Source organism: Actinomyces procaprae, assembly GCF_004798665.1.
GTDB classification, from domain to species: Bacteria; Actinomycetota; Actinomycetes; order Actinomycetales; family Actinomycetaceae; genus Actinomyces; species Actinomyces procaprae.
Map to the genome: position 1 here is coordinate 2,918,594 of NZ_CP039292.1, position 18,801 is coordinate 2,937,394.

The following is an 18,801-nucleotide window of genomic DNA, read 5'->3' on the forward strand; positions in this document are numbered from 1 at the left end:
CTCAGTCCTCCCCCTTCATGGACCAGGCCAGGTAGGGGACCACCAGGCACAGCGAGAGAATCAGCAGGACGGTGGCGACGGCGCCGCCGGCCCCGAAGTTGTGGTTGGAGAAGGACTGCTGGTACGACCACAGGGCGAGAACCTGGCTGGACTGCGCCGGTCCTCCCCCGGTCATGCCGACCACCAGGTCGTAGACCTTCAGCGAGTTGATAATGGTCAGAATGACAACGACGACGGTCGTCGGTCGCAGCGCGGGCCAGGTCACGTTGCGGAAGACCTGCCAACGGCCCGCCCCATCAACCTTGGCCGCGTCCACGAGCTCGGCCGGCACGGATTGCAGACCGGCGAGGAAGAGCACCATGTTGAAGCCGACCCCCTGCCATACCGAGGCGACAAAGATGGAGTACAGGGCGGTGCGTGGGTCACCCAACCACTCGTGGGCCAGTCCGCCCAGACCGACCGCCTCGAGTACCTGGTTGATAACGCCCATGGTGGGGTTGTAGATCCACCGCCAGATCGCTGCCACCGTGATGGATGCGAAAACGCTCGGGATGTAGAAGATCGAGCGGAAGGCATTGCGCCCCCATATGCGCTGGTTGAGGGCCAGAGCCATGAGGAGGGACAGCACCATGGGGATGGCTACCGATAGCACCACCCAGATCATTGAGTTCTTGAGGGCAGTCCAGAACACCGTGTCCTGCGTGAGCAGGTACCGATAGTTCTTGAGCCCGACGAATTCCTGGGCGGCGGTGGCGTAGCCGGACCAGGAGAAGAAAGACAGCCGTACCGAGTCAATCATCGGATACAGCAGAAATATGCCGTACAGCAGGGCCGCCGGGGCCAGGTAGGGCAGGGAACGCAGCACGCGGTGCTGTTTGATGGCCCGTACGGGCGCTGACGCCGTTTGAGCTGTTGCCATGAGAAGTTCTTTCGCTGAGTTTGTTGCGCGGATCGGACCTGAACTGGCCTGTCCGCTCGCGCGGTACCGGCCGATCAGGAGTTGGCGTCGATGAACTTCTGCATGGCCGGGCCGGCCTCCTCCGGGGCCATATCACCGATGAGGACGGCGTTCTGGATGCGCCAGTACTCGGTCGTCTCATCCAAGCTGAGGGCTTGATCGAAGTTGTTGTACATCTCCTCCGAGGACTCCAGGATTGGGGGCCACAGCGCGTCAAGCGGGTTGTCCTTGGAGACCTCGACGTCCTTGTTCACACTCACAGCAGCCCAGGCGCCGCCGCTGCCGCGCATCTGCTCGGTGGAGGTCACGAAGTCGAGGAAGGATGCGGCCAGGTCAGCTTTGGAGGTGTTGGCATTGATGTAGAAGCCCTCGCCGAAGCCGTACAGGCGCCCGGTTCCGGTGGGGAAGGGGAAGATGCCGACCTCCTGCGGATCCATGCCGTTGTCCACGCACTGGGCGTCGAACCAGGTGCCCTCCAGGGCCATGGCGGCCTGCCCGTTCCAGAACAGGAGGCTGGAGTCGTCATTGGAGATGGACATGTAGCCGGTGTTGAAGTACTTGTCCGCCCAGGTCTTGAGCTCCGTAAAGGCCTCCGTGACGCCGGGCTCGGTGGCCCAGCCCGTCTTGTCGGTGACCAGGGTTCTGGCGACGTCGGCACCGCATTTGGTCTCAATGAGTGAGTCAAGCAGGCGCATGACATGCCAGTTGACGGTGCCGCCGAACTCGATCGGCGTGATGCCAGCGGCCTTGAGGGCGTCGCAGGCGCCAATGAGCTCTTCATAGGTGGCCGGTTCGGCAGTGATGCCGGCCTGCTTGAAAAGAGCCTTGTTGTAGTACAGGGCCTGCGCCTGCAGGGTCCAGGGGATGCCGTGGTAACCGCCGTACTGGGTGATGCCTGCCAGGGAGGCGGCGGTGAAGCGATCCTCCCAGCCGTACCGCTGGTAGTAGTCGCTCAGGTCCAGGCTCATGCCCGCCTCGACGAGGTCTCCGCCGAGTCCCGGCCCCTCCCAATACCAGTAGATGTCTGGTCCGGCGTTGGTGCCGGACACCTGACGCATGGACTCCTTGAGGGAGTCGGTGGAGTGGGTCTCATAGTTGACAGTGATGTTGTTGGCCTCTTTGAAGGCCGCAACCAGGCGGTCGATGTCTTGCTTCTGAGAGTCCTCGAGTGCACCGACCCAGAGGGTCAGGGAGTCCTCTCCGCCTCTGGATGAGCCGCCTCCCTGGCGTCCGCAGGCGGCGAGAGCGCCGGCAGTGAGGAGGGCGGTACCGAGCCCGATGGCGTGACGGCGAGTGAGAGTTGTTTTCATGATGTCCCCTGTGGCGTTGAAGCCGTCGTGCGGCGGCAGTGCCGGACAACGGCAAGTCTCATGTTCATTCGACATTGAATGGACACTGTTAAGCGTAACAGGCTGTGCGCTGCTGTCAAGGGCTGCGGTTGCGTATTCGCACCGAGGTCGACTCAGCCCAGCGCGCCCAGGTGTCCGGCCGTCGAAGCGCGCACCACCAACTCGGGCCGCGGCGCATCGTCGTCGTAGCTGACGCCGGTTACGTCGGCGACGGCGCGCCGCAGCGCTACCTCACCAATCCGCTCGAAGTCGATACGTGCAGTTGTGAGCGGAGGATCCATGAACTGTGCGTCGGGCATGTCATCGAAGCCTGCAATCGCATAGTCGCGGGGCGCTATGAGTCCCCGCTGGCGCAGTGCACTGATGAATCCCAGAGCAATGGTGTCGCTTCCCGCGAAGACGGCGGAGAACGATCCCGCCTCCACCCGCCCAGCACATTCGGCTCCGGAGGCGGCGTTCCACTCACGACTCTCCAGCACCGGCAACCCCTCCAGGCCGGCGGCGGTCATCTCCGCCTCGTAGGCGCGCCGCCGGGCGACCGCCTGTGCCCGGTCGGATGGCCCCGATATGTGCAGGATCCGGCGGTGCCCCAGCGCGATCAGGTGCCGCATGACCGCACAGGAGGCCTCGTAGGAGTAGGGGCCAACGGCGTCTACGGCCTTGTCAGGCAACTCCGCCAGAGTTACTAGCGGGACCGCGCCATCCACGTAATCAATGATCCGCTTGATGCTGTCATACGGGGAGCCCACGATCAGGGCGTCCACGCGCATGGACAACAGCGTGTCCACCTCTGTCAGGAGTGCCGCCCAGGACTCTGCGCTTGTGGCGGGATCGCGTTCCATGTGGGAGATCATCACCGCCTGTCCGGCCTCCCGAGCCGCACGCGTCAAGCCGCCCATGATCCCGGAATTGCCGTAATTGAGCGGCCCCAGCAGCACTAGCCCGATCAGGTTCGTGTGCCGCGCCTTCATCTGCAGCGGAATGCGATTGCGCACGTACCCCAGCGCATTTACGGCGGCCTCCACGCGCGCACTGGCGTCGGCAGAGACATATCCGCCGTTGAAGTAACGCGAGACGGTCTGAGCGGACACTCCGGCGGCACGACCGACGTCGACCATGCTGGGTCGTCTGCCTTCCACGCGCGCCATGCTGCCCAAATCCTTCTCGGTTGCTCCCGGCCGCACCGAGCCTTCTCGTCGCGGCTTGCCCTATGCCGCTCAGGGTAGTCGGCCCCGAGTCACTCGGCCGCGTCGCACCGTCGTACCGCGCGCCCGAGGCGCGCGACCGTGATGGGGAGGGAGTGTCCCGACAGCAGTTCCGTGCCGTCGGGGAGCGTGAGCAGCCTGGTCTCCAGGCTCTCACGGAGCTTGCCCGCATCCCCCGTCGGAAAGATGGTCAGCCCGGGGCCTCCCTCGTATACCGTGTCACCAACCACCGCGAAGCCGGCCTGTTCGCAGTAGAAGGCGCAGGAGTCATCGGTGTGCCCGGGAACGTGCAGGACCTCGAGTTCGACGTTCGAACTCTTCCCCAGGGCCAGGCGATCGCCGTGGTGGAACTTCTCCACACCGTGGACCCGCAGGGGCGCACCGTGGGCGGCGGACAGGTTCAGATCGGGGTCGGTCAAATAGCGCTTGGATTCCGCATGCGCCAGCACGGGGACGCCCAGGGCGGCGCGCAGCTCATCCACGGCCCCGACATGATCGAAGTGGCCGTGCGTGAGCACGATGGCCTCTACGGTCCACTGATGCCCGCGCACGGCACGCAGAAACAGCTTCGCCTGGGCACCGGGGTCGATCAGGAACGCATGTCGCGCGACCTCGTCGACGACGAAGTAGCCGTAGGTGGCAAACACGCCCCGGGCCAGAAGCGGGCGAACCTGTACCCCCATCAGATCGCGCACCCCTCCGGGCCGCAGGCGCCGCCCGCGGCGGTGTCCTCCGCGAGCGCCGCGTCGCGCGCGTTTGTGAGCACGCGGGTCATCTCCTCGATCGGCTGGGCACCCGAAATGGCGTACTTGCCGTCCACCACGAAGAACGGTACGGCGTTCACCCCCATGGAGTGCGCCTCGCGCTCATCGGCACGCACGGCGTCGGCGTACTCGTCACTGGACAGCACGCGCTCCACGTCCGCCTCCGGCAGTCCGGCCTGCTTGGCCAGGCGCTGCAGGACGGCGCGGTCGGACATGACCTCGTTATCCACGAAGTAGGCGTGGAAGCAGAGTTCCTCGAAGCGGGTGTTGCTCTGCGCATGCGCGAGCTTGGTGAGCCGGTGCGCATCGAACATATTGGTGTTGCGCGTGGTGGCGTAGTTGAAGTCGATGCCTTCGGCCCGCCCCATCGCGCTGATGGAGTCGATGCGCTGGCGTGCAGCCGCCCTGGTCAGCCGGTACTTCCTGGCGAAGCGGTCAAGCGTAGTTCCCTGCACCTCGCGGGGCGCGTCCGGATAAAGCTCGAAGGCCCTCATCTCCACCTCGACGTCGTCGGCCAGGCCGAGCGACTCGATCGCCTTGTGCAGGCGGGTCTCGCCTACGTAGCAGTACGGGCATGCGAAGTCCGACCAGTAGGTCACCTTCATGTGCTCCTCCTCGGGGTTGTGGGCGCCGGCGCGCTGGGCGCGGCCTGCGCATCTGGAGCAACTGTCACTCATGGCGCTACGGTTCCGCTAGTACTATCTTTTTCTGTAGTACTAGCGGCACGAAGGATAGGAGCGGCATGGCCGAGGCCCCCAAGATCGAGTGGTGCCCCGCGATCGCGTCCCTGCAGAAGGTCGTGGGCGGCAAGTGGAAGATCGAGATTCTCTTCTACGTCGCCCTGGCCGAGGTCAGACACTTCGGCCAGTTGAAGCGTTGCCTGCACGGCGTGTCGGACTCGACCCTGTCCAAGCAACTGCGGGAGCTGGTCGCGGACGACTTCCTGGAACGCGTCGACTACGGCGAGGTGCCTCCCCGCGTGGAGTACCGGTTGACCCGCCGCGGGGAGAGTTTCAAGCCCCTCATCCAGGCGATGTGGGACTGGAGCGAGGCGGAGTTCGAGTTCTCGCGCGCCGAGGCCGCCCAGATGCGCGCCGCGCGCGACGAGTTGGGTATTCCCCAGGTGCGGTGAGGCGGCTCAGTTGCGCGGCACCCGTACGACGACGGCGTCGCTCGCGCCGAGGGAGTCGGCGCCTCCCAGCGGTACGCCGCCCAACATCCCGGCGACGGCAGCGGCCCTCCCGAGGTCGTGGTTCCCCCGGTTGGTGAGCGTCCAGTAGTCTGCCGCCTCGCCGCGGCGGGCGGAGGCAATCACCTGCCCGCGCAACGGCTCGGGCAGGTCCGGGCCGATGCCGGCGGACGCAAGCAGTTCGACAACCAGCTCCGCCAGGTCTTCACCCTCCAGGCGCGTGGAGACATACGTTGCCGACCCCTGCCCCACCGGGCGCCGCGTGACCGCGGGGGTGCCCGGGTCGATGCCGCGGGCCAGCACGTAGCGGCGCAGCACCCGGACGTCGGCGGCGGTGACCTCCACCGCCTCGGTCCACATGCGGCCGGTGGCGCCTTCGGACAGGGCGGCGGCCTCGCCGTCGAGCAGCGGGCTGAACTCCTCCACGCGGATGCCGAGCAGGTCGCGCAGGGCACCGGGGTAACCGCCAAGGATCACGTGATCATGCTCGTCCACGGTCCCGGAGAAGTAGGTCGTCACCAGGTGGCTGCCCCCGGCGACAGCGGCGCGCAGGCGCTCGGCCAGGTCCGCGGGCATGATGTGCAGCAGCGGGGCGACCAGCAGGTCGTAGCCGGCCAGATTATTGCGCGGGGAGACGACGTCGACGCGCAGTCCCGCGCCCACCAGGGCCCGGTACCAGTCCAGCGCCTGGCCGCGGTAGTCCAGACGGGTGTGCGGCAGGAACTCCTGGGTCAGCGTCCACCAGGACTCGTAGTCGAAGACGACCGCGGCGCGGGCGGGCAGGGCCGGGCTGCCCGCCACCTCCGCCAGTTCCTCCAGGCGCTTGCCGAGGGCGACGACGTCGCGGAACAGGCGCGAGTCCTCTCCGGCGTGCGGGAGCAGGGCGGCGTGGTACTTCTCGGCGCCTGCCCGCGAGGCCCGCCATTGGAAGAAGCAGATGGCGTCGGCGCCGTGGCCCAGGTGCGTCAAGGAGTCGCGCATCAGCTCCCCGGGAACCTTGGGCGGGTTGACGGGACGCCAGTTGACCGCGGAGGTGGCGTGCTCCATGAGCCACCACGGCCGACCCTTGGCAATGGCGGAGGTCAGGGAGGCGGAGAAGGCGAGCTCATCGATACCGCCGGGGCCGGGGTCCAGGTAGTGGTCGTTGGAGACGAAGTCGACGTCCTCGTCCCAGCCCGGGTAGTCCATGGCGGCGGTGTCGCCCATGACCATGAAGTTGGTGGTGATCGGCACGTCGGGGGTGATGGCCCGCAGCACTTCGCTCTCGGCGCGCAGGTAGTCGCGCAGGGCGTCGGAGGAGAAGCGACGGAAGTCCAGCAGCTGGCTGGGGTTCGACTCGGAGGCGGCCAGGCGGGGCGGCAGTATCTCCTCCCACCGGTGGTAGGTCTGCGACCAGAACGCCGTCCCCCAGGCGTCGTTGAGCGCCTCCAGCGTGGTGTAGCGCCGGCGCAGCCAGTCGCGGAAGGCAGCCGCGGCGTCCTCTGAGTAGTCGTAGGCGTTGTGGCAGCCGAGTTCGTTGCTGACGTGCCAGGCGGCCAGTGCGGGATGCTCGGCGTAGCGCTCGGCCATGCGGCGGGTCAGTTCCAGCGCGTAGCGGCGGAAGACGGGTGAGGTGGGGCGCCACTGCTGTCGGCCTCCCGGCCACAGGGTCTCCCCCGTGCGGGTGACCGGCAGTACCTCGGGGTGCTTGGAGGTGAGCCAGGCGGGCGGAGACGCGGTGGAGGTGGCCATGTCGACGTCGATACCGGCCTGCGCCAGTCGGTCCATGATCCGGTCCAGCCAGCCGAAGTCCCAGGAGTCCTCGCCCGGTTGTATATGCGCCCAGGAGAACACCGGCAGGGTGACGACGGTTACGCCCGCCCGCCGCATCAAAGCGATGTCCTGTTCCCAGGTGGCCTCTGGCCACTGGTCGGGGTTGTAGTCGGCGCCGAAGTGGATGGCGGCGCCCTCGCGGCGCGGGCGCCGAGGGAAGGCGGGGCGGGTGGTGGTGCTGTTCATCATGCCCTGTCTGGTCGCGAGCCGGCCGTGAGCCGTTCTGTCGGTGGTGTGCGGCGGCGCGCCGGGGTTGGGGTCCCTGCCACGTCCTCCGGCGCGCCGCCCCGGGGCGGGTCAGGAGACCTTGAACCCCTGCTGGTTTCCGTAGGTGACGCAGGCCTGCTGCCAGGCGGACAGTCCGTCGGCGATGGAGGTTGCGCCCTTGGACTCGTAGGCCTTGCCGACCGAGTCGTTGAAGATGGAGTTGGCGTAGGCCTGGAAGGGCAGGAAGGACCAGCCCTCGGTGACGGCCGCGGCGCTGTCGGCGAAGACCTCGTTGGCCTTCTGCCCGCCGAAGTAGTCGAACTCGGCGGACAGAAAGTCCTCACTGGTCAGGTCCGCGGTGGTGGCAGGGAAGGCCCCGTTGGCGATGCGGCTGGCGACGCCGTCCCCGGCGTTGGCGTACTCGATGAAGTGGTAGGCCAGGGCCTGCTTATCGCTGGCGGCGGTGACCGCCAGCGAGGAGCCGCCCATCTCCGAGGAGGCGGTCTGCCCCGCCTCCCAGGCCGGCAGCGGCGCCACGCGCCACTTGCCGGCCCCGGCCTCGACGCCGCCTACGAAGGAGGCCGGCATCCAGGCACCCATGGCCAGGGAGGCGATGGTGCCGTCTCCCAGGCCCCGGTACCACTCGTCGGACCAGTCGGCGCAGGGGTAGAGCAGCTGCTCCTTGAGCAGCGTGGTCCACAGCTCGGCGTACTTCTGGGAGGCCTCCTCGCTGAAGTCGATGCCGACCGTAGTGCCGTCCACCGTATAGGGGCGTGAGCCGGCCTGCCACAGCAGGGAGAGCGTCTTGACCGCGTCACCGATGTCGTTGGCGATGTAGTGGTTCGGGTTGGCGGCGTGGATGGCGCGGGCGGCGTCGAGGTACTCCTCCCAGGTGGTGGGGACCGCAACGCCGGCCTCGGTGAATACCTCCTCGTTGTAGAACAGGGCTACCGGCCCGGAGTCCATGGGCAGGCCGAAGATGCCGTCCTCGGAGGCGACCGCCGCCCAGGGGCCGGCGGAGTAGGAGTCGGCCAGGTCGGCGGCGCCGAACTGGGTCAGGTCCGCGAGCGACTCGGACAGGGAGAACTGCGGCAAGGCGTAGTACTCGATCTGAGCCACGTCGGGGATACCCGACCCGGCGGAGACGGCGTTCTGCAGCGCCGTGTACTGCTCGGTGCCGGTGCCGGCGTTGACCAGCTCCACCTTCACATTCGGGAAGGCCTGCTGGTACTCGGCGACGACGTCGCTCAGGGTGGGCTCCCAGGACCACACGAGCAGCTCGCCGCCGGCAGCGGCCGCCGCGGCCGCGGCTGAGGGGTCGACTTCGGCGGCGGGCTTGGCGTCCTTCTCGGAGCCGGAGCAGGCGGCGAGGGTGAGGGCCAGGGCGGAGGCGCCCAGCGCCGACAGGGCGCTGCGGCGGGTGAGATCGACAGGCATGAAGGAGTCCCTTCTCGTGATTCGAATCAAGCTATGACGTGTACGGGTGCGCGGTCAGGAGACCGTGAAGCCCTGCTGATTGCCGTAGGTGATGCAGGCTTCCTGCCAGGAGGCGAGGCCCTCCGCGATGGTGGTGGCGCCGGAAGTCGTGTAGGCCTTGCCGACGTGGTCGTTGAAGATCGAGTTGGCGTAGACCTGGAAGGGCAGGTAGGTCCACCCGGGGAGCACGTCCTTGGCGGCCTGGGACAGGACCTCGTTGGCCTTCTGGCCGCCGAAGTACTCGAACTCCTTGCCCAGGAACTCCTCGGAGTCGAGCTCGGCCGTCGTGGAGGGGAAGGCGCCGCCGTCGATGCGGATCTGGATGCCGTCCTGGGCGGAGCAGAACTCGACGAAGGAGTACGCAAGCGCCTGCTTCTCGGAGGCTGCCATGACCGCCAGGGACGAGCCGCCGTTCTCGGCGCAGGCAGGAGTGTTGGCGTCCCACCGGGGCTGGGCAGCCACCCGCCACTTGCCGGAGGCACCCGGCACGGAGGAGGTGAAGTTGCCGGGCATCCACGCGCCCGTCACGAGTGCGGCGATGGTGCCGTCGCCCAGGGCCTGGAACCACTCGTCGGTCCATGGGGAGATCGGGGCGAGCAGCCCCTCCTTGATCAGGGTGGTCTGCAGCTCGGAGAACTTCTCGGCCTCGTCCGAGGAGAAGTCAATGGTGACGTTGGTTCCATCCACCGTGTAGGGCTGCGCTCCTGCCTGCCACAGCCCGGACAGGGTGGCGCCCGCGTCGCCGGTGTCGCTGGCGATGTACTTGCTCGGGTCGGCGGCGTGAATCTTGCGGGCGGCATCCAGGTACTCGTCCCAGGTGGTGGGGACCTCGACGCCGAGCTCGGTGAAGACCTCCTCGTTGTAGAACATGGCCATCGGGCCGGAGTCCAGGGGCAGGCCGTAGACGCCCTCACCGGTGTGAACGGAGCTCCACGGCCCCTCGGTGAACGTGCCCTCGTAGTCGGCGGCGCCGAACTGGGTCAGATCCGCCAGGGACTCGGAGATGGAGAACTGCTGCAGGGCGTAGTACTCGACCTGGGCTACGTCGGGCCCGCCCTTGCCTGCAGAAATCGCGTTCTGCAAGGACGTGTACTGGTCGGCGGAGGTGCCGACGTTCGTCACCGTGACCTTGACGTTGGGGTACTTCTTCATGAAGGCCTGCGCGCAGGGCTCAATGGTGTTGTCCCACGCCCACACGAGCAGTTCGCCGCCCGCCTCCGCGGCCGAGGCTGCGGCGGAGGGATCGACGTCGGCCGCCCCACCGGAGGACGAGGAGCCCGAGCCGCAGGCGGCCAGCAGAGCTGAGGTAGCGCCGGCCACGGCCACGGCCGAGCCGGCGCGCAGAAACATTCGACGATCGATCGTCATGGGATTTTCCTTTCCAGTTCGCACCCTTGCGGTGCTGGTGGGAGTGTTTGGGTTGGGGGTTGATGTAGTCGAAGGACGCAGGGGCAGGCGGAAGGAGGCTTGGAGTGGCGGCATCATTCCTTGACGCCGCCGGAGGCCAGGCCGGCCTGCCAGAAGCGCTGCAAGCCGAGGAAGGCCGCGATCAGCGGAATGATGGTGAGCAGCGAGGCGGTGATAACCAGGTTGAAGATCGCCTGCCCTCCGGCCGTAGCGGCCTGCGCGTTCCAGGCGTTCAAACCGATGGTGAGCGGATACCAGCTGGCGTCCTTCAGCATGATCAACGGCAGGAAGTAGTTGTTCCAGGTGGCCACGATCGCGAACAGGGAGACCGTCACGATGCCGGGGCCCAGCAGCGGCAGAGCCACCTGGCGGAAGGTGCGGAACTCACTCGCGCCGTCGATCCGGGCCGCCTCGAGCAGCTCGGTGGGCACGGCGTCGCGGGTGAACTGCCACATCAGGTACAGGCCGAAGGGGGAGATAAGCGACGGGATGATCACCGACCAGGGAGTGTTGGTAAGCCCCAACTTGGCGAACATGAGAAAGGTCGGGACCGCGAGCGCGGTGCCGGGGACGGCGACGGCGCCGATGACGATGGCGAAGACGGCGTTCTTACCCGGGAAGTCGAACTTGGCCAGACCATACCCGGCCAGCACCGAGAGCAGCACGGAGCCGCCGGCGCCCAGAACCACATACATCAGCGTGTTCAGGAACCAGCGCACGAACTGGCCGTCGTTGTAGGTGAGCGCCTCACGGATGTTGTCCCACAGGGCGAAGTCGTGACCGAACCACAGCCCGAAGGTGGAGAAGAGGTCCCCCTGGGTCTTGGTGGAGGAGATGAACAGCCACAGCAGCGGCAGGTAGGTGTAGATGAGCATCAGGCCCATCACGATTGTCAGCAGCCAGCTCTTGCGGGGGTTCTCGACGTTGTAACCGCGGTGGGCGACGGCGGCCTCGGTGGTCTTCTTGCTCATGGCTCAGTTCTCCCGGTTCCCGCGCAGCTGGACGAAGTAGGCCACGGCCATGGTGATCAGGCCCATGACGATGGCGACGGTGGCCGAGTAGTTGTACTGCTGGCCGGCGAAGGAGAGGTTGTAGGCGTAGTAGTTCGGCGTGTAGTAGGTGGTGATCGCGTTGGGGGCGAGGCTTTGCAGGATCGAGGGCTCGTTGAACAGCTGGAACGATCCGATGATGGAGAAGATCGTGGCGATACCCAGGGCGCCCCGCAGCGCCGGGATCTTGATGGCGGTGATGATGCGCCACTCGCTGGCGCCGTCGATGGCGGCGGCCTCGTACAGGCTGTGCGGGATGGTCTTCAGCGAGGAGTAGAAGATCAGCATGTTGTAGCCGACGAACTCCCAGGTGACGATGTTTCCGATCGACACCAGGATCATGTTTGCGCCCAGCGGGTCGGGGATGCTCACGCCCAGGAAGTCGGACAGCGAGCCGACCAGGCCGAAGCGGTTGCCGTACATGAAGCCCCACATCAGGGCGGCCACCACCGCCGGGACGGCGTAGGGCATGAAGATGGAGATGCGGAAGAAGGCCGTGCCGTACAGCTTCAGGGAGTCGATCGCCAGCGCCGCCAGCAGCGACAGCGTGAGCATGATCGGTACCTGGACCACCAGGAACAGGGCCACCCGCCGGAAGGCCTCCCAGAACTGCGGGTCGGCCAGGAGCTGGGTGTAGTTGTCCAGGCCGACGAACTGGTTGCCGCCCACCATGCGCTTTTGGAACAGGCTGAGGTAGATCGAGTAGAGGATGGGCGCCAGGAAGACGAAGGCGAAGACCAGCATGAAGGGGCCCACGAAGCCCCATCCGGTCCAGCGGCGTCTGGGGCGCCGCGCGGGCGCTTGCTTGGGTGGTGCGGCACTGGGCGTGCTCGCTGCGACGGGGATCGCCGACATCCTTGTCCTTCCGTCTCTGCACTGAGCGGAGTGGCATGAGTTAGGAGTGTTTGCGTAATCAGTTGCAGTCATGCGAATGGTTGCGCAAACATCATGAACAGATGTTACCTTGTCACATCAACGTTGACCCTGTCAACCGTTACGATGACGCTCTCTCGCCATTAGGAGGTTGCCATGCCAGCCCGACGCCGTCGTCAGGTCTCCATGGCGGACGTGGCCCGGCAGGCCGGCGTCTCCGCACAGACCGTCTCACGCGTGTCCAACGGGTACGAGGGCGTGGTTCCAGAAACCCGTGAGCGGGTGGTCGCGGCCATGCGCGAGCTCGGCTACCGCCCAAACGCCGCCGCCCGCGCCCTCAAGCGCGGCAGCTTCCGCAACATCGGGGTGGTCATGTTCGCCCTGACCGCCACCGGCAACACCTCGATCCTCGCCGCGATCTCCGAGTCCGCCTCCGCCCACGGCTACACCGTCACCCTGCTGGCCCCCCAGGCACGCACCACCGCCTCCGTCTCCGGCGCCTTCGACCGCCTGCATGAGCTGCTGGTGGACGGCGTCATCCTGGTGATGGAGTCGATGCCGGACGACTCCGAGGACGCGTCCTTCACCATCCCGGACGTTGAGCACCTCGTCGTGGTCGACTCCGCCCTGGGCCCCGACCACGCCGTAGTCGACACCGACCAGGCCGCCGGCACCCGTTCCGCCGTCGAGCACCTGCTGGCGCTGGGGCACGAGACCGTCCACCACATCACCGGCCCCGCCCACTCCTACTCCGCGCAGCGCCGTGAAAAGGCCTGGCGGGAGGTACTCACCGAGACGGGACGGCGGGTGCCCGAGCCCGCTCACGGGGACTGGTCGGCCGGCTCCGGCTACCAGGCGGCCCTGGCTCTGCTGAAGGATCCGAGCTGCACTGCCGTCTTCTGCGCAAATGACGAGATGTCACTCGGACTGCTGCACGCCGCACAGGATCTGGGGCGGCACGTCCCGGAGGACCTGTCGGTGGTCGGCTTTGACGACATCCCCCTTGCCGCCGACTTCGCTCCCCCGCTGACGACCGTGCACCAGGACTTTGCTGGTATGGGCCGGGCCTGTATGGCCCGCCTGGTGCGCATGATGAGCACCGGGGTGGCCGAGACCGGCCAGGAGCTGGTGCCGACCTCCCTCGTGGTGCGAGCCTCCACGGCGGCGCCGCGGCGGTTTTAGGTGGATACCGTCACTCGCCGCCCCAATCCCAGCACCCCCGGACTATGTGGCCGAGCCGAAGTCCTGGTCGCCGAGAACGTATGCCGGACCGCAAACCGGAAAAGCTCCATCACAGCCGGCCACAGTCACCCCTTCACTGACCCCAGCATGACTCCGGTCACGAAGTACCGCTGCACGAACGGGTACACGCACAGGATCGGCAACACGGTCAATGTCATTGTAACCGCTTGGATATTCGCCGCGATCTGAGTAGAGGTGGATCCCGCCGCGGCAGCCCCCTCCGAGGCGGCATTCGAGGCGCCTGCGATCATATTACGCAGGTAAAGAGTGATCGGAAAGAGTTCACTCTTGTTCAAGTAGAGGAAGGCGCCGAACCAGTCATTCCAATACTGCACCGAGTAGAACAGCACCATTGTGGCGATAACCGCCTTGGAAAGCGGCAATACGATCCGGAAGAAGATCCCATACCACCCCAGCCCGTCGATCTGCGCAGCCTCCTCCATCTCCACCGGAAGGTTCTCGAAGAATGACTTCATGACCAGCAGGTTGAACACGGACAACGCCCCGGGAACCACCACGGCCCAAATGGTATTCTTCATCCCCAACGCCGACAGCAGGACGTAGTTGGGAACGATGCCCCCGTTGAAGAACATGGTGAAAACAGCAATGCCGATAAGCGCACCACGTCCTTTGAGGTGTTTCTTCGACAGCACATACGCATAGCTCGTCGTGAGCACCATGGCCAGCGCAGTACCGAGCACCGTGTAGAGTACCGTATTTCCGTAGTTCCGCCAGAAGGTTCCGTTGGTCAACACCGCCACGTAAGTATCCACATTGAAACCGACGGGAACTATGCTGACCAGTCCCGAGCGGATTGCCGCCGCCGAACTGAAGGACTGCGCCAACACCATCACGAAGGGGTACAGCATGACGGCGCACAGCACCACCATGAAACAGGCATTGAATACCTGGAATGCTCGCACGCCCCGAGTGTCCTTCGGGCCGATTGCAGCACTCCCATCAGCCTTGCCATACAGTCTCTCTGACACGCTCACCACAAGCTCGTTCCCACCAGTCGCCGTGAGGCGAGATTCGCCGACATCACCATGATCAAGCCAATGATCGCCTGGAAGAGGCCGATCGCGGCCGCATAGCTCATATTGTTGGATACCAGACCCACACGGTACAGGTAGGTCGAGATGACGTCGCCGGTCTGGTAAGTCAAGGGATTATACAGGAGCAGCACCTTCTCGAACCCCACATTGAGGAATCCACCGATGTTCAGGATGAGTAGCGTTATCATGGTCGGCCGGATCCCCGGCAGTGTCACATGCCAGGTCTGCTGCCAGCGGTTCGCACCATCGATCTTCGCCGCCTCGTACAGGCTTTCGTCTATGGATGTGAGCGCCGCCAAGTACAGAATGGTCCCCCACCCCATCGTCTGCCAGGCCTCGGAGCCGACATAAATCGCGCGAAACCACTCCGGCCGTTGGAGGAACGGTATGGCATCCCCGCCCGCTGCCTGGATGATCTGGTTGACAGTACCGGGCAGTGACAGCAGTTGAATCACCATCCCGGCGACAATTACCACCGACAGGAAGTGCGGCAGATAGGTTATCGACTGCACCACCCGCTTGAATTTCGCCCTGCGAATCTCATTGAGCATCAACGCGAGGACGATCGGCAGGGGAAAGCACACCGCCAGTGTCAGACCGCCGAGAATCGCGGTATTGGTGAACACTTTCCAAAAGGTCGGATCATTCACGAACGTCTCGATATAGCGCAGTCCAACCCATTCCTCACCATAGATGCTGCCACCCGGACGGAATCTGCGGAACGCGATGATATTGCCCAGCATCGGGCCGTACCGGAAGATGATGAGGAACACCAGCGGCGCTAAGGCCATCGTGTACAACTGCCAGTCCCGCGCAAATGCCTGCCGCCAGGTATATCTCGCCCTCCGACGTCTCCCGCCCCGGGGCGACTCATCCCTGCGCACGGCGGTGCGGGCATGTACTGCCAATCCCATACCGTACCGTCCCCTTTCTCCCCCACGCGTATTACGCTCACGGGGCAATTACCGCGGAACCGCGTTCTAACCGTTGTTCTGCGCGAAGCGCTCACGCGCCCCGTTGATCAGGTCCACGTAACTCTGCAGACCTCGGGCCTCCAGCTCGCCAACGTAGGCATCCCACTCGGACATGTCGCGCTGGCCTAAGATGAACTTCAGGGTGTTGGTGTCTACTATGTCCTTCAGGGGCGTGGACAGCAACGAGGCCTGCTCCAGCTCGGCCTCGTCCAGCGGCGCGGGAGGCATCGGAGAGCGCGGCGTGCGGTTGGTCAGGACGTCGTCCATGTATGCGACGAAGGCCTCGCTGTTGTAGGACTCCTTGAGCCTCCGACTCTCAGTCCCGTAGGCCAACACGTCACTCGCATAGCCCAGATCGCTCTGTAAGTCTGTCGGCGCACCTACATTGATGTTGTACACCGAAAGCGAGTAATCGGGATTGAGAGTGATCGCCCCCTCGTCGTCCTTGGTGTAGGTGTCCCCCTCGACTCCCCACATGACGAATTCACGGGCCTCCTCGCTGTAGTAGAGCCAGTCCAGGAACTGGATCGTGGCCAGGAAGTGGTCGGAGTCGCGGAGCGAGGAGTTAAGCATGAACCCGTGCCAGAAGCTGCGTGGCTCGACGATCTGGCCGGCCGGGCCCCCGGGAGCAGCAATCTGCAGGAGCTCGAACTTACCGGCACCGAATGTGCCCTCCATAGCCTGGGCGAATTCAATCACCGTCTGACTGTTGCCGGACGCCGCGAACACCTTGTTGTTGGCTATCTTCTCTGCAATGGTGCCGGTAGTCTGCGTGGTGCCGGTAGTGGTCATGGACTCGGTGTCCAGCAGGCCCTCCTCCACCAGGCCGCGGAAGTACTCGAGCATCTGCTTGTACCCATCACTGGATCCGGAGTAGGTCAGCGCCCCGGTGCCATCATCGATCATTCCATTGCCGAACCCCCAGCCGGCCACCGCGCCAAAGGCGTGAGCTGCGTAGTTCAACAGCGCCTGACCCTCGAAGCCATCGGCGAGCGGTTGGGAATCTGGGTAGCGCTGCTTGATCAGGCGAAGCGCATCACGCATTTCATCCCATGTCTGCGGAACGCCGGCACCGACTTCATCGAACACGTCCTTGCGGATAACTACAGTGAACACCGGCACGGAGACTTCCTGGAGACCCGGAAGAGAGTAGTTCTTCCCGTCCGCCTGTTTCAGGTTGTCAACCAGCTCCTGAAGGTCCCAGTCCGCGACCAGCTTGCGGAAATGGGGCATGTAGTCGAGGTAGTCACTCATCGGTAGAACCGCCCCGGAGGACACGAAGGGCGCGTCCTGACCCGAGTAGACCAGGGGGATGATCTCAGGAGCGTCACCGGCACTGATGAGCAGACTGCGTTTCTCCTCGTGATCGCTCAACGGGATGTGGGTGAGTGTGAAGGAGACATTGGTGCGCCTCTGGAGCTCCTGCATGAAAGGGGAGTCCTCGGTGACCATGTACTCAGGCCAGTCGGTCCACAACAGCGACAAGGTGATGGGCTCCGTTGCCTTGAAGGTCGTCCCGGCAGTGAAGTCATCCATGGCACCCACCGACTGTTTCTCCACGTCTACCGCGGCATCGCCTCCGCTAGAGCCCCCGCACGCGGCCAGGACGGCGGTCACGGCGGCGACCATCGAGATACTCATGAACTGTCGACGGCTGGACATCAACCCCAGCCCGAAGCTGTCCGGCATGATTCTCCTCATTGAGACTGATTGGACCGCTAACCGCGTGGAGCCGTTCCAACACCACTTTCAGCGGTCGCAGCGCGATCGGTTCCTGCCGACACGCATTTCCTGCGCACTCCGTTTGTGGATTGTGAAGGACCTGCAGAGCCATAGGGAACGACCTTGGCAACGTTGTTGCTCGCTAAGAGACTATGATCCGCAACACCGGCAAACAAGCTTTTCGAAGGTTTTCGAAGCCGAGACGGACGCCGCCCACAACTGCTGCTCCCGCCGCCTGGACATCGGCGGATCAGCCAGTGCCTCCACGCACCCGCACCCTATTGTTATCCTGCACTACAAATATGGTTCCAGTCGGCATGCTCCTTTGCGCATGCTCGTGCGGCCGGGACTTCGACCCCCTGATCGGCCCGCCGGCACACCCGCTGGAGGACACGTGCCTGTACGCCAGGCCGGGAAGGAGCCTCGTGAACGACTCGCAGACACAAGTGTCCGGGGCTAGACGCGTCACGCTCGCAGACGTCGCCGCACAGGCCGGGGTTTCCATGCCCACCGCTTCCAAGGCGCTCAACAACCGCGCGGATGTCGCGGAAGCGACCCGTCAGCAAGTCCTCGAGGTTGCCCAGCGTCTCGGTTATAGCCCGCCTCCCTCAAGACGTCCTCTCCAACTACCGGCGATTGCATTAGTCGCTCAAGATCTGCGCAGCGCCTACGCCCTATCGATCATCGACGGCGCCGCCGAAGCGAGTCGCGCTGTCGGCGCTGTCATCGCCGTCACCTCCGCCAACATACCGGCAGTTAGCCGCAGCACCTTACAACCCTTGAGCGAACAGTGGTTCATTCAGCTTCACCGGCGTGATTACCTCGGGGTCATCACCACCACTACGCGCCTCAGTGTCCGTCAGGTCAGTGCCGCCGCCGACAATCACCTGCCTGTCGTCTCCATTGACCCTACATCTCCGCTGCCACACGGCGTCGTGCCGGTACAATCGGCAAATTGGGAGGGAGCACTGACGGCGACAGAGCATCTGATCGGACTGGGCCACCGACGCATCGCTGTCATCGGCGGTCCTCCGGCGTCCATACCCGCACAGGACCGCTTTCGCGGATTCCTCACAGCCATGCGGAATCACGGTCTGAGTCCCGATCGGCGCCTTGCCGCGCGGGGCGCCTATGTGGTCAAGACCGGATATCTGGCCGGCAGGCAGTGGTTCGCCATGCCGCCCGACGAGCGCCCCACGGCCGTCTTCGCAGGGGCGGACGCCTGCGCCATCGGCGTACATCGGGCGGCTCACGACACCGGCCTGGCCGTACCGGAGGACCTCAGCATCGTGGGCTTCGACGACGTCGATATAGCCGCCTGGACCACCCCTCCGCTGACCACCGTGCAACAGCCGCTGAAGGAAATGGCGTCAGAGGCAGTGCGCATCATCCTCGCCCGTCGCCAAGGAGATGAGTCGGTCTCTCACCCCGTCTCCCGGTTCCCGACTCGACTCATAGTTCGGCGTTCGACTACGGCGCCACCGTCGTCGCGGTAGCGGGGCGCATGTCTTGCCTACCG

The 18,801-nt window shown here is 65.2% G+C and carries 16 protein-coding genes; 3 read left to right on the forward strand and 13 right to left on the reverse strand.

Annotated elements, in window-relative coordinates:
* Position 1 precedes the first annotated feature (1 nt).
* The 5 genes from E4J16_RS11965 to E4J16_RS11985 all read right to left on the reverse strand — a co-directional run bounded on the left by E4J16_RS11965 (position 2) and on the right by E4J16_RS11985 (position 4,953).
* The gene (locus E4J16_RS11965; protein WP_073327698.1) at positions 2–919 is read right to left on the reverse strand and encodes a carbohydrate ABC transporter permease; all 918 of its coding nucleotides are present in this window, start codon (positions 917–919) and stop codon (positions 2–4) included.
* Between the two features lie 74 nt (positions 920–993).
* Positions 994–2,268, reverse strand: a complete 1,275-nt coding sequence (locus tag E4J16_RS11970) for an ABC transporter substrate-binding protein (protein ID WP_136314103.1) — start codon at positions 2,266–2,268, stop codon at positions 994–996.
* A gap of 152 nt (positions 2,269–2,420) precedes the next feature.
* Positions 2,421–3,455 (reverse strand): LacI family DNA-binding transcriptional regulator, encoded by a 1,035-nt coding sequence (locus tag E4J16_RS11975; protein WP_136192565.1) that lies wholly within the window; start codon positions 3,453–3,455, stop codon positions 2,421–2,423.
* Between the two features lie 89 nt (positions 3,456–3,544).
* Complete coding sequence (locus E4J16_RS11980; protein ID WP_136314104.1) at positions 3,545–4,195, reverse strand: MBL fold metallo-hydrolase; 651 nt, start codon at positions 4,193–4,195, stop codon at positions 3,545–3,547.
* The gene (locus E4J16_RS11985; protein WP_204519834.1) at positions 4,195–4,953 is read right to left on the reverse strand and encodes a DsbA family oxidoreductase; all 759 of its coding nucleotides are present in this window, start codon (positions 4,951–4,953) and stop codon (positions 4,195–4,197) included. The genes E4J16_RS11980 and E4J16_RS11985 overlap by 1 nt, the downstream gene beginning before the upstream one ends.
* Before the next feature lie 65 nt (positions 4,954–5,018).
* On the opposite strand from E4J16_RS11985, the gene E4J16_RS11990 reads away from it, so the two are divergent.
* Positions 5,019–5,408: a winged helix-turn-helix transcriptional regulator gene (locus tag E4J16_RS11990; protein ID WP_073327704.1), complete on the forward strand. Its 390-nt coding sequence runs from the start codon at positions 5,019–5,021 to the stop codon at positions 5,406–5,408.
* A gap of 6 nt (positions 5,409–5,414) precedes the next feature.
* On the opposite strand, the gene E4J16_RS11995 is transcribed toward E4J16_RS11990, so the two are convergent.
* The 5 genes from E4J16_RS11995 to E4J16_RS12015 all read right to left on the reverse strand — a co-directional run bounded on the left by E4J16_RS11995 (position 5,415) and on the right by E4J16_RS12015 (position 12,271).
* Positions 5,415–7,466 carry a beta-galactosidase gene (locus E4J16_RS11995; protein WP_136314105.1) on the reverse strand — a complete coding sequence of 684 codons (2,052 nt, stop codon included), beginning with the start codon at positions 7,464–7,466 and terminating at the stop codon, positions 5,415–5,417.
* A gap of 108 nt (positions 7,467–7,574) precedes the next feature.
* Positions 7,575–8,921 (reverse strand): extracellular solute-binding protein, encoded by a 1,347-nt coding sequence (locus E4J16_RS12000; protein WP_136192567.1) that lies wholly within the window; start codon positions 8,919–8,921, stop codon positions 7,575–7,577.
* Between the two features lie 54 nt (positions 8,922–8,975).
* Positions 8,976–10,328, reverse strand: coding sequence for an ABC transporter substrate-binding protein (locus E4J16_RS12005; RefSeq protein ID WP_136314106.1), 1,353 nt, complete (start codon positions 10,326–10,328; stop codon positions 8,976–8,978).
* 113 nt (positions 10,329–10,441) lie between these two features.
* A complete protein-coding gene (locus E4J16_RS12010) occupies positions 10,442–11,338 on the reverse strand; it encodes a carbohydrate ABC transporter permease (protein WP_136192569.1) in 897 nt (298 codons plus the stop codon).
* Positions 11,339–11,341: 3 nt separating this feature from the next.
* Complete coding sequence (locus tag E4J16_RS12015; RefSeq protein ID WP_136314107.1) at positions 11,342–12,271, reverse strand: carbohydrate ABC transporter permease; 930 nt, start codon at positions 12,269–12,271, stop codon at positions 11,342–11,344.
* A gap of 174 nt (positions 12,272–12,445) precedes the next feature.
* Here E4J16_RS12015 and E4J16_RS12020 point away from each other — a divergent pair, with 174 nt between their 5' ends.
* Positions 12,446–13,471 carry a LacI family DNA-binding transcriptional regulator gene (locus tag E4J16_RS12020; RefSeq protein ID WP_136314108.1) on the forward strand — a complete coding sequence of 342 codons (1,026 nt, stop codon included), beginning with the start codon at positions 12,446–12,448 and terminating at the stop codon, positions 13,469–13,471.
* Positions 13,472–13,596: 125 nt separating this feature from the next.
* Here the strand turns inward: E4J16_RS12020 and E4J16_RS12025 are convergent, their stop codons facing one another.
* From E4J16_RS12025 to E4J16_RS12035, 3 genes are all read right to left on the reverse strand, one after another.
* Positions 13,597–14,454, reverse strand: coding sequence for a carbohydrate ABC transporter permease (locus E4J16_RS12025; RefSeq protein WP_204519836.1), 858 nt, complete (start codon positions 14,452–14,454; stop codon positions 13,597–13,599).
* A 68-nt stretch (positions 14,455–14,522) separates the two neighbouring features.
* The gene (locus tag E4J16_RS12030; protein WP_240038469.1) at positions 14,523–15,377 is read right to left on the reverse strand and encodes an ABC transporter permease; all 855 of its coding nucleotides are present in this window, start codon (positions 15,375–15,377) and stop codon (positions 14,523–14,525) included.
* 189 nt (positions 15,378–15,566) lie between these two features.
* Positions 15,567–17,249 carry an ABC transporter substrate-binding protein gene (locus tag E4J16_RS12035; protein WP_136314110.1) on the reverse strand — a complete coding sequence of 561 codons (1,683 nt, stop codon included), beginning with the start codon at positions 17,247–17,249 and terminating at the stop codon, positions 15,567–15,569.
* Positions 17,250–17,707: 458 nt separating this feature from the next.
* On the opposite strand from E4J16_RS12035, the gene E4J16_RS12040 reads away from it, so the two are divergent.
* Entirely contained in the window at positions 17,708–18,778 is a 1,071-nt protein-coding gene (locus E4J16_RS12040; RefSeq protein ID WP_168709503.1) for a LacI family DNA-binding transcriptional regulator, read from the forward strand.
* Positions 18,779–18,801: the final 23 nt, after the last annotated feature.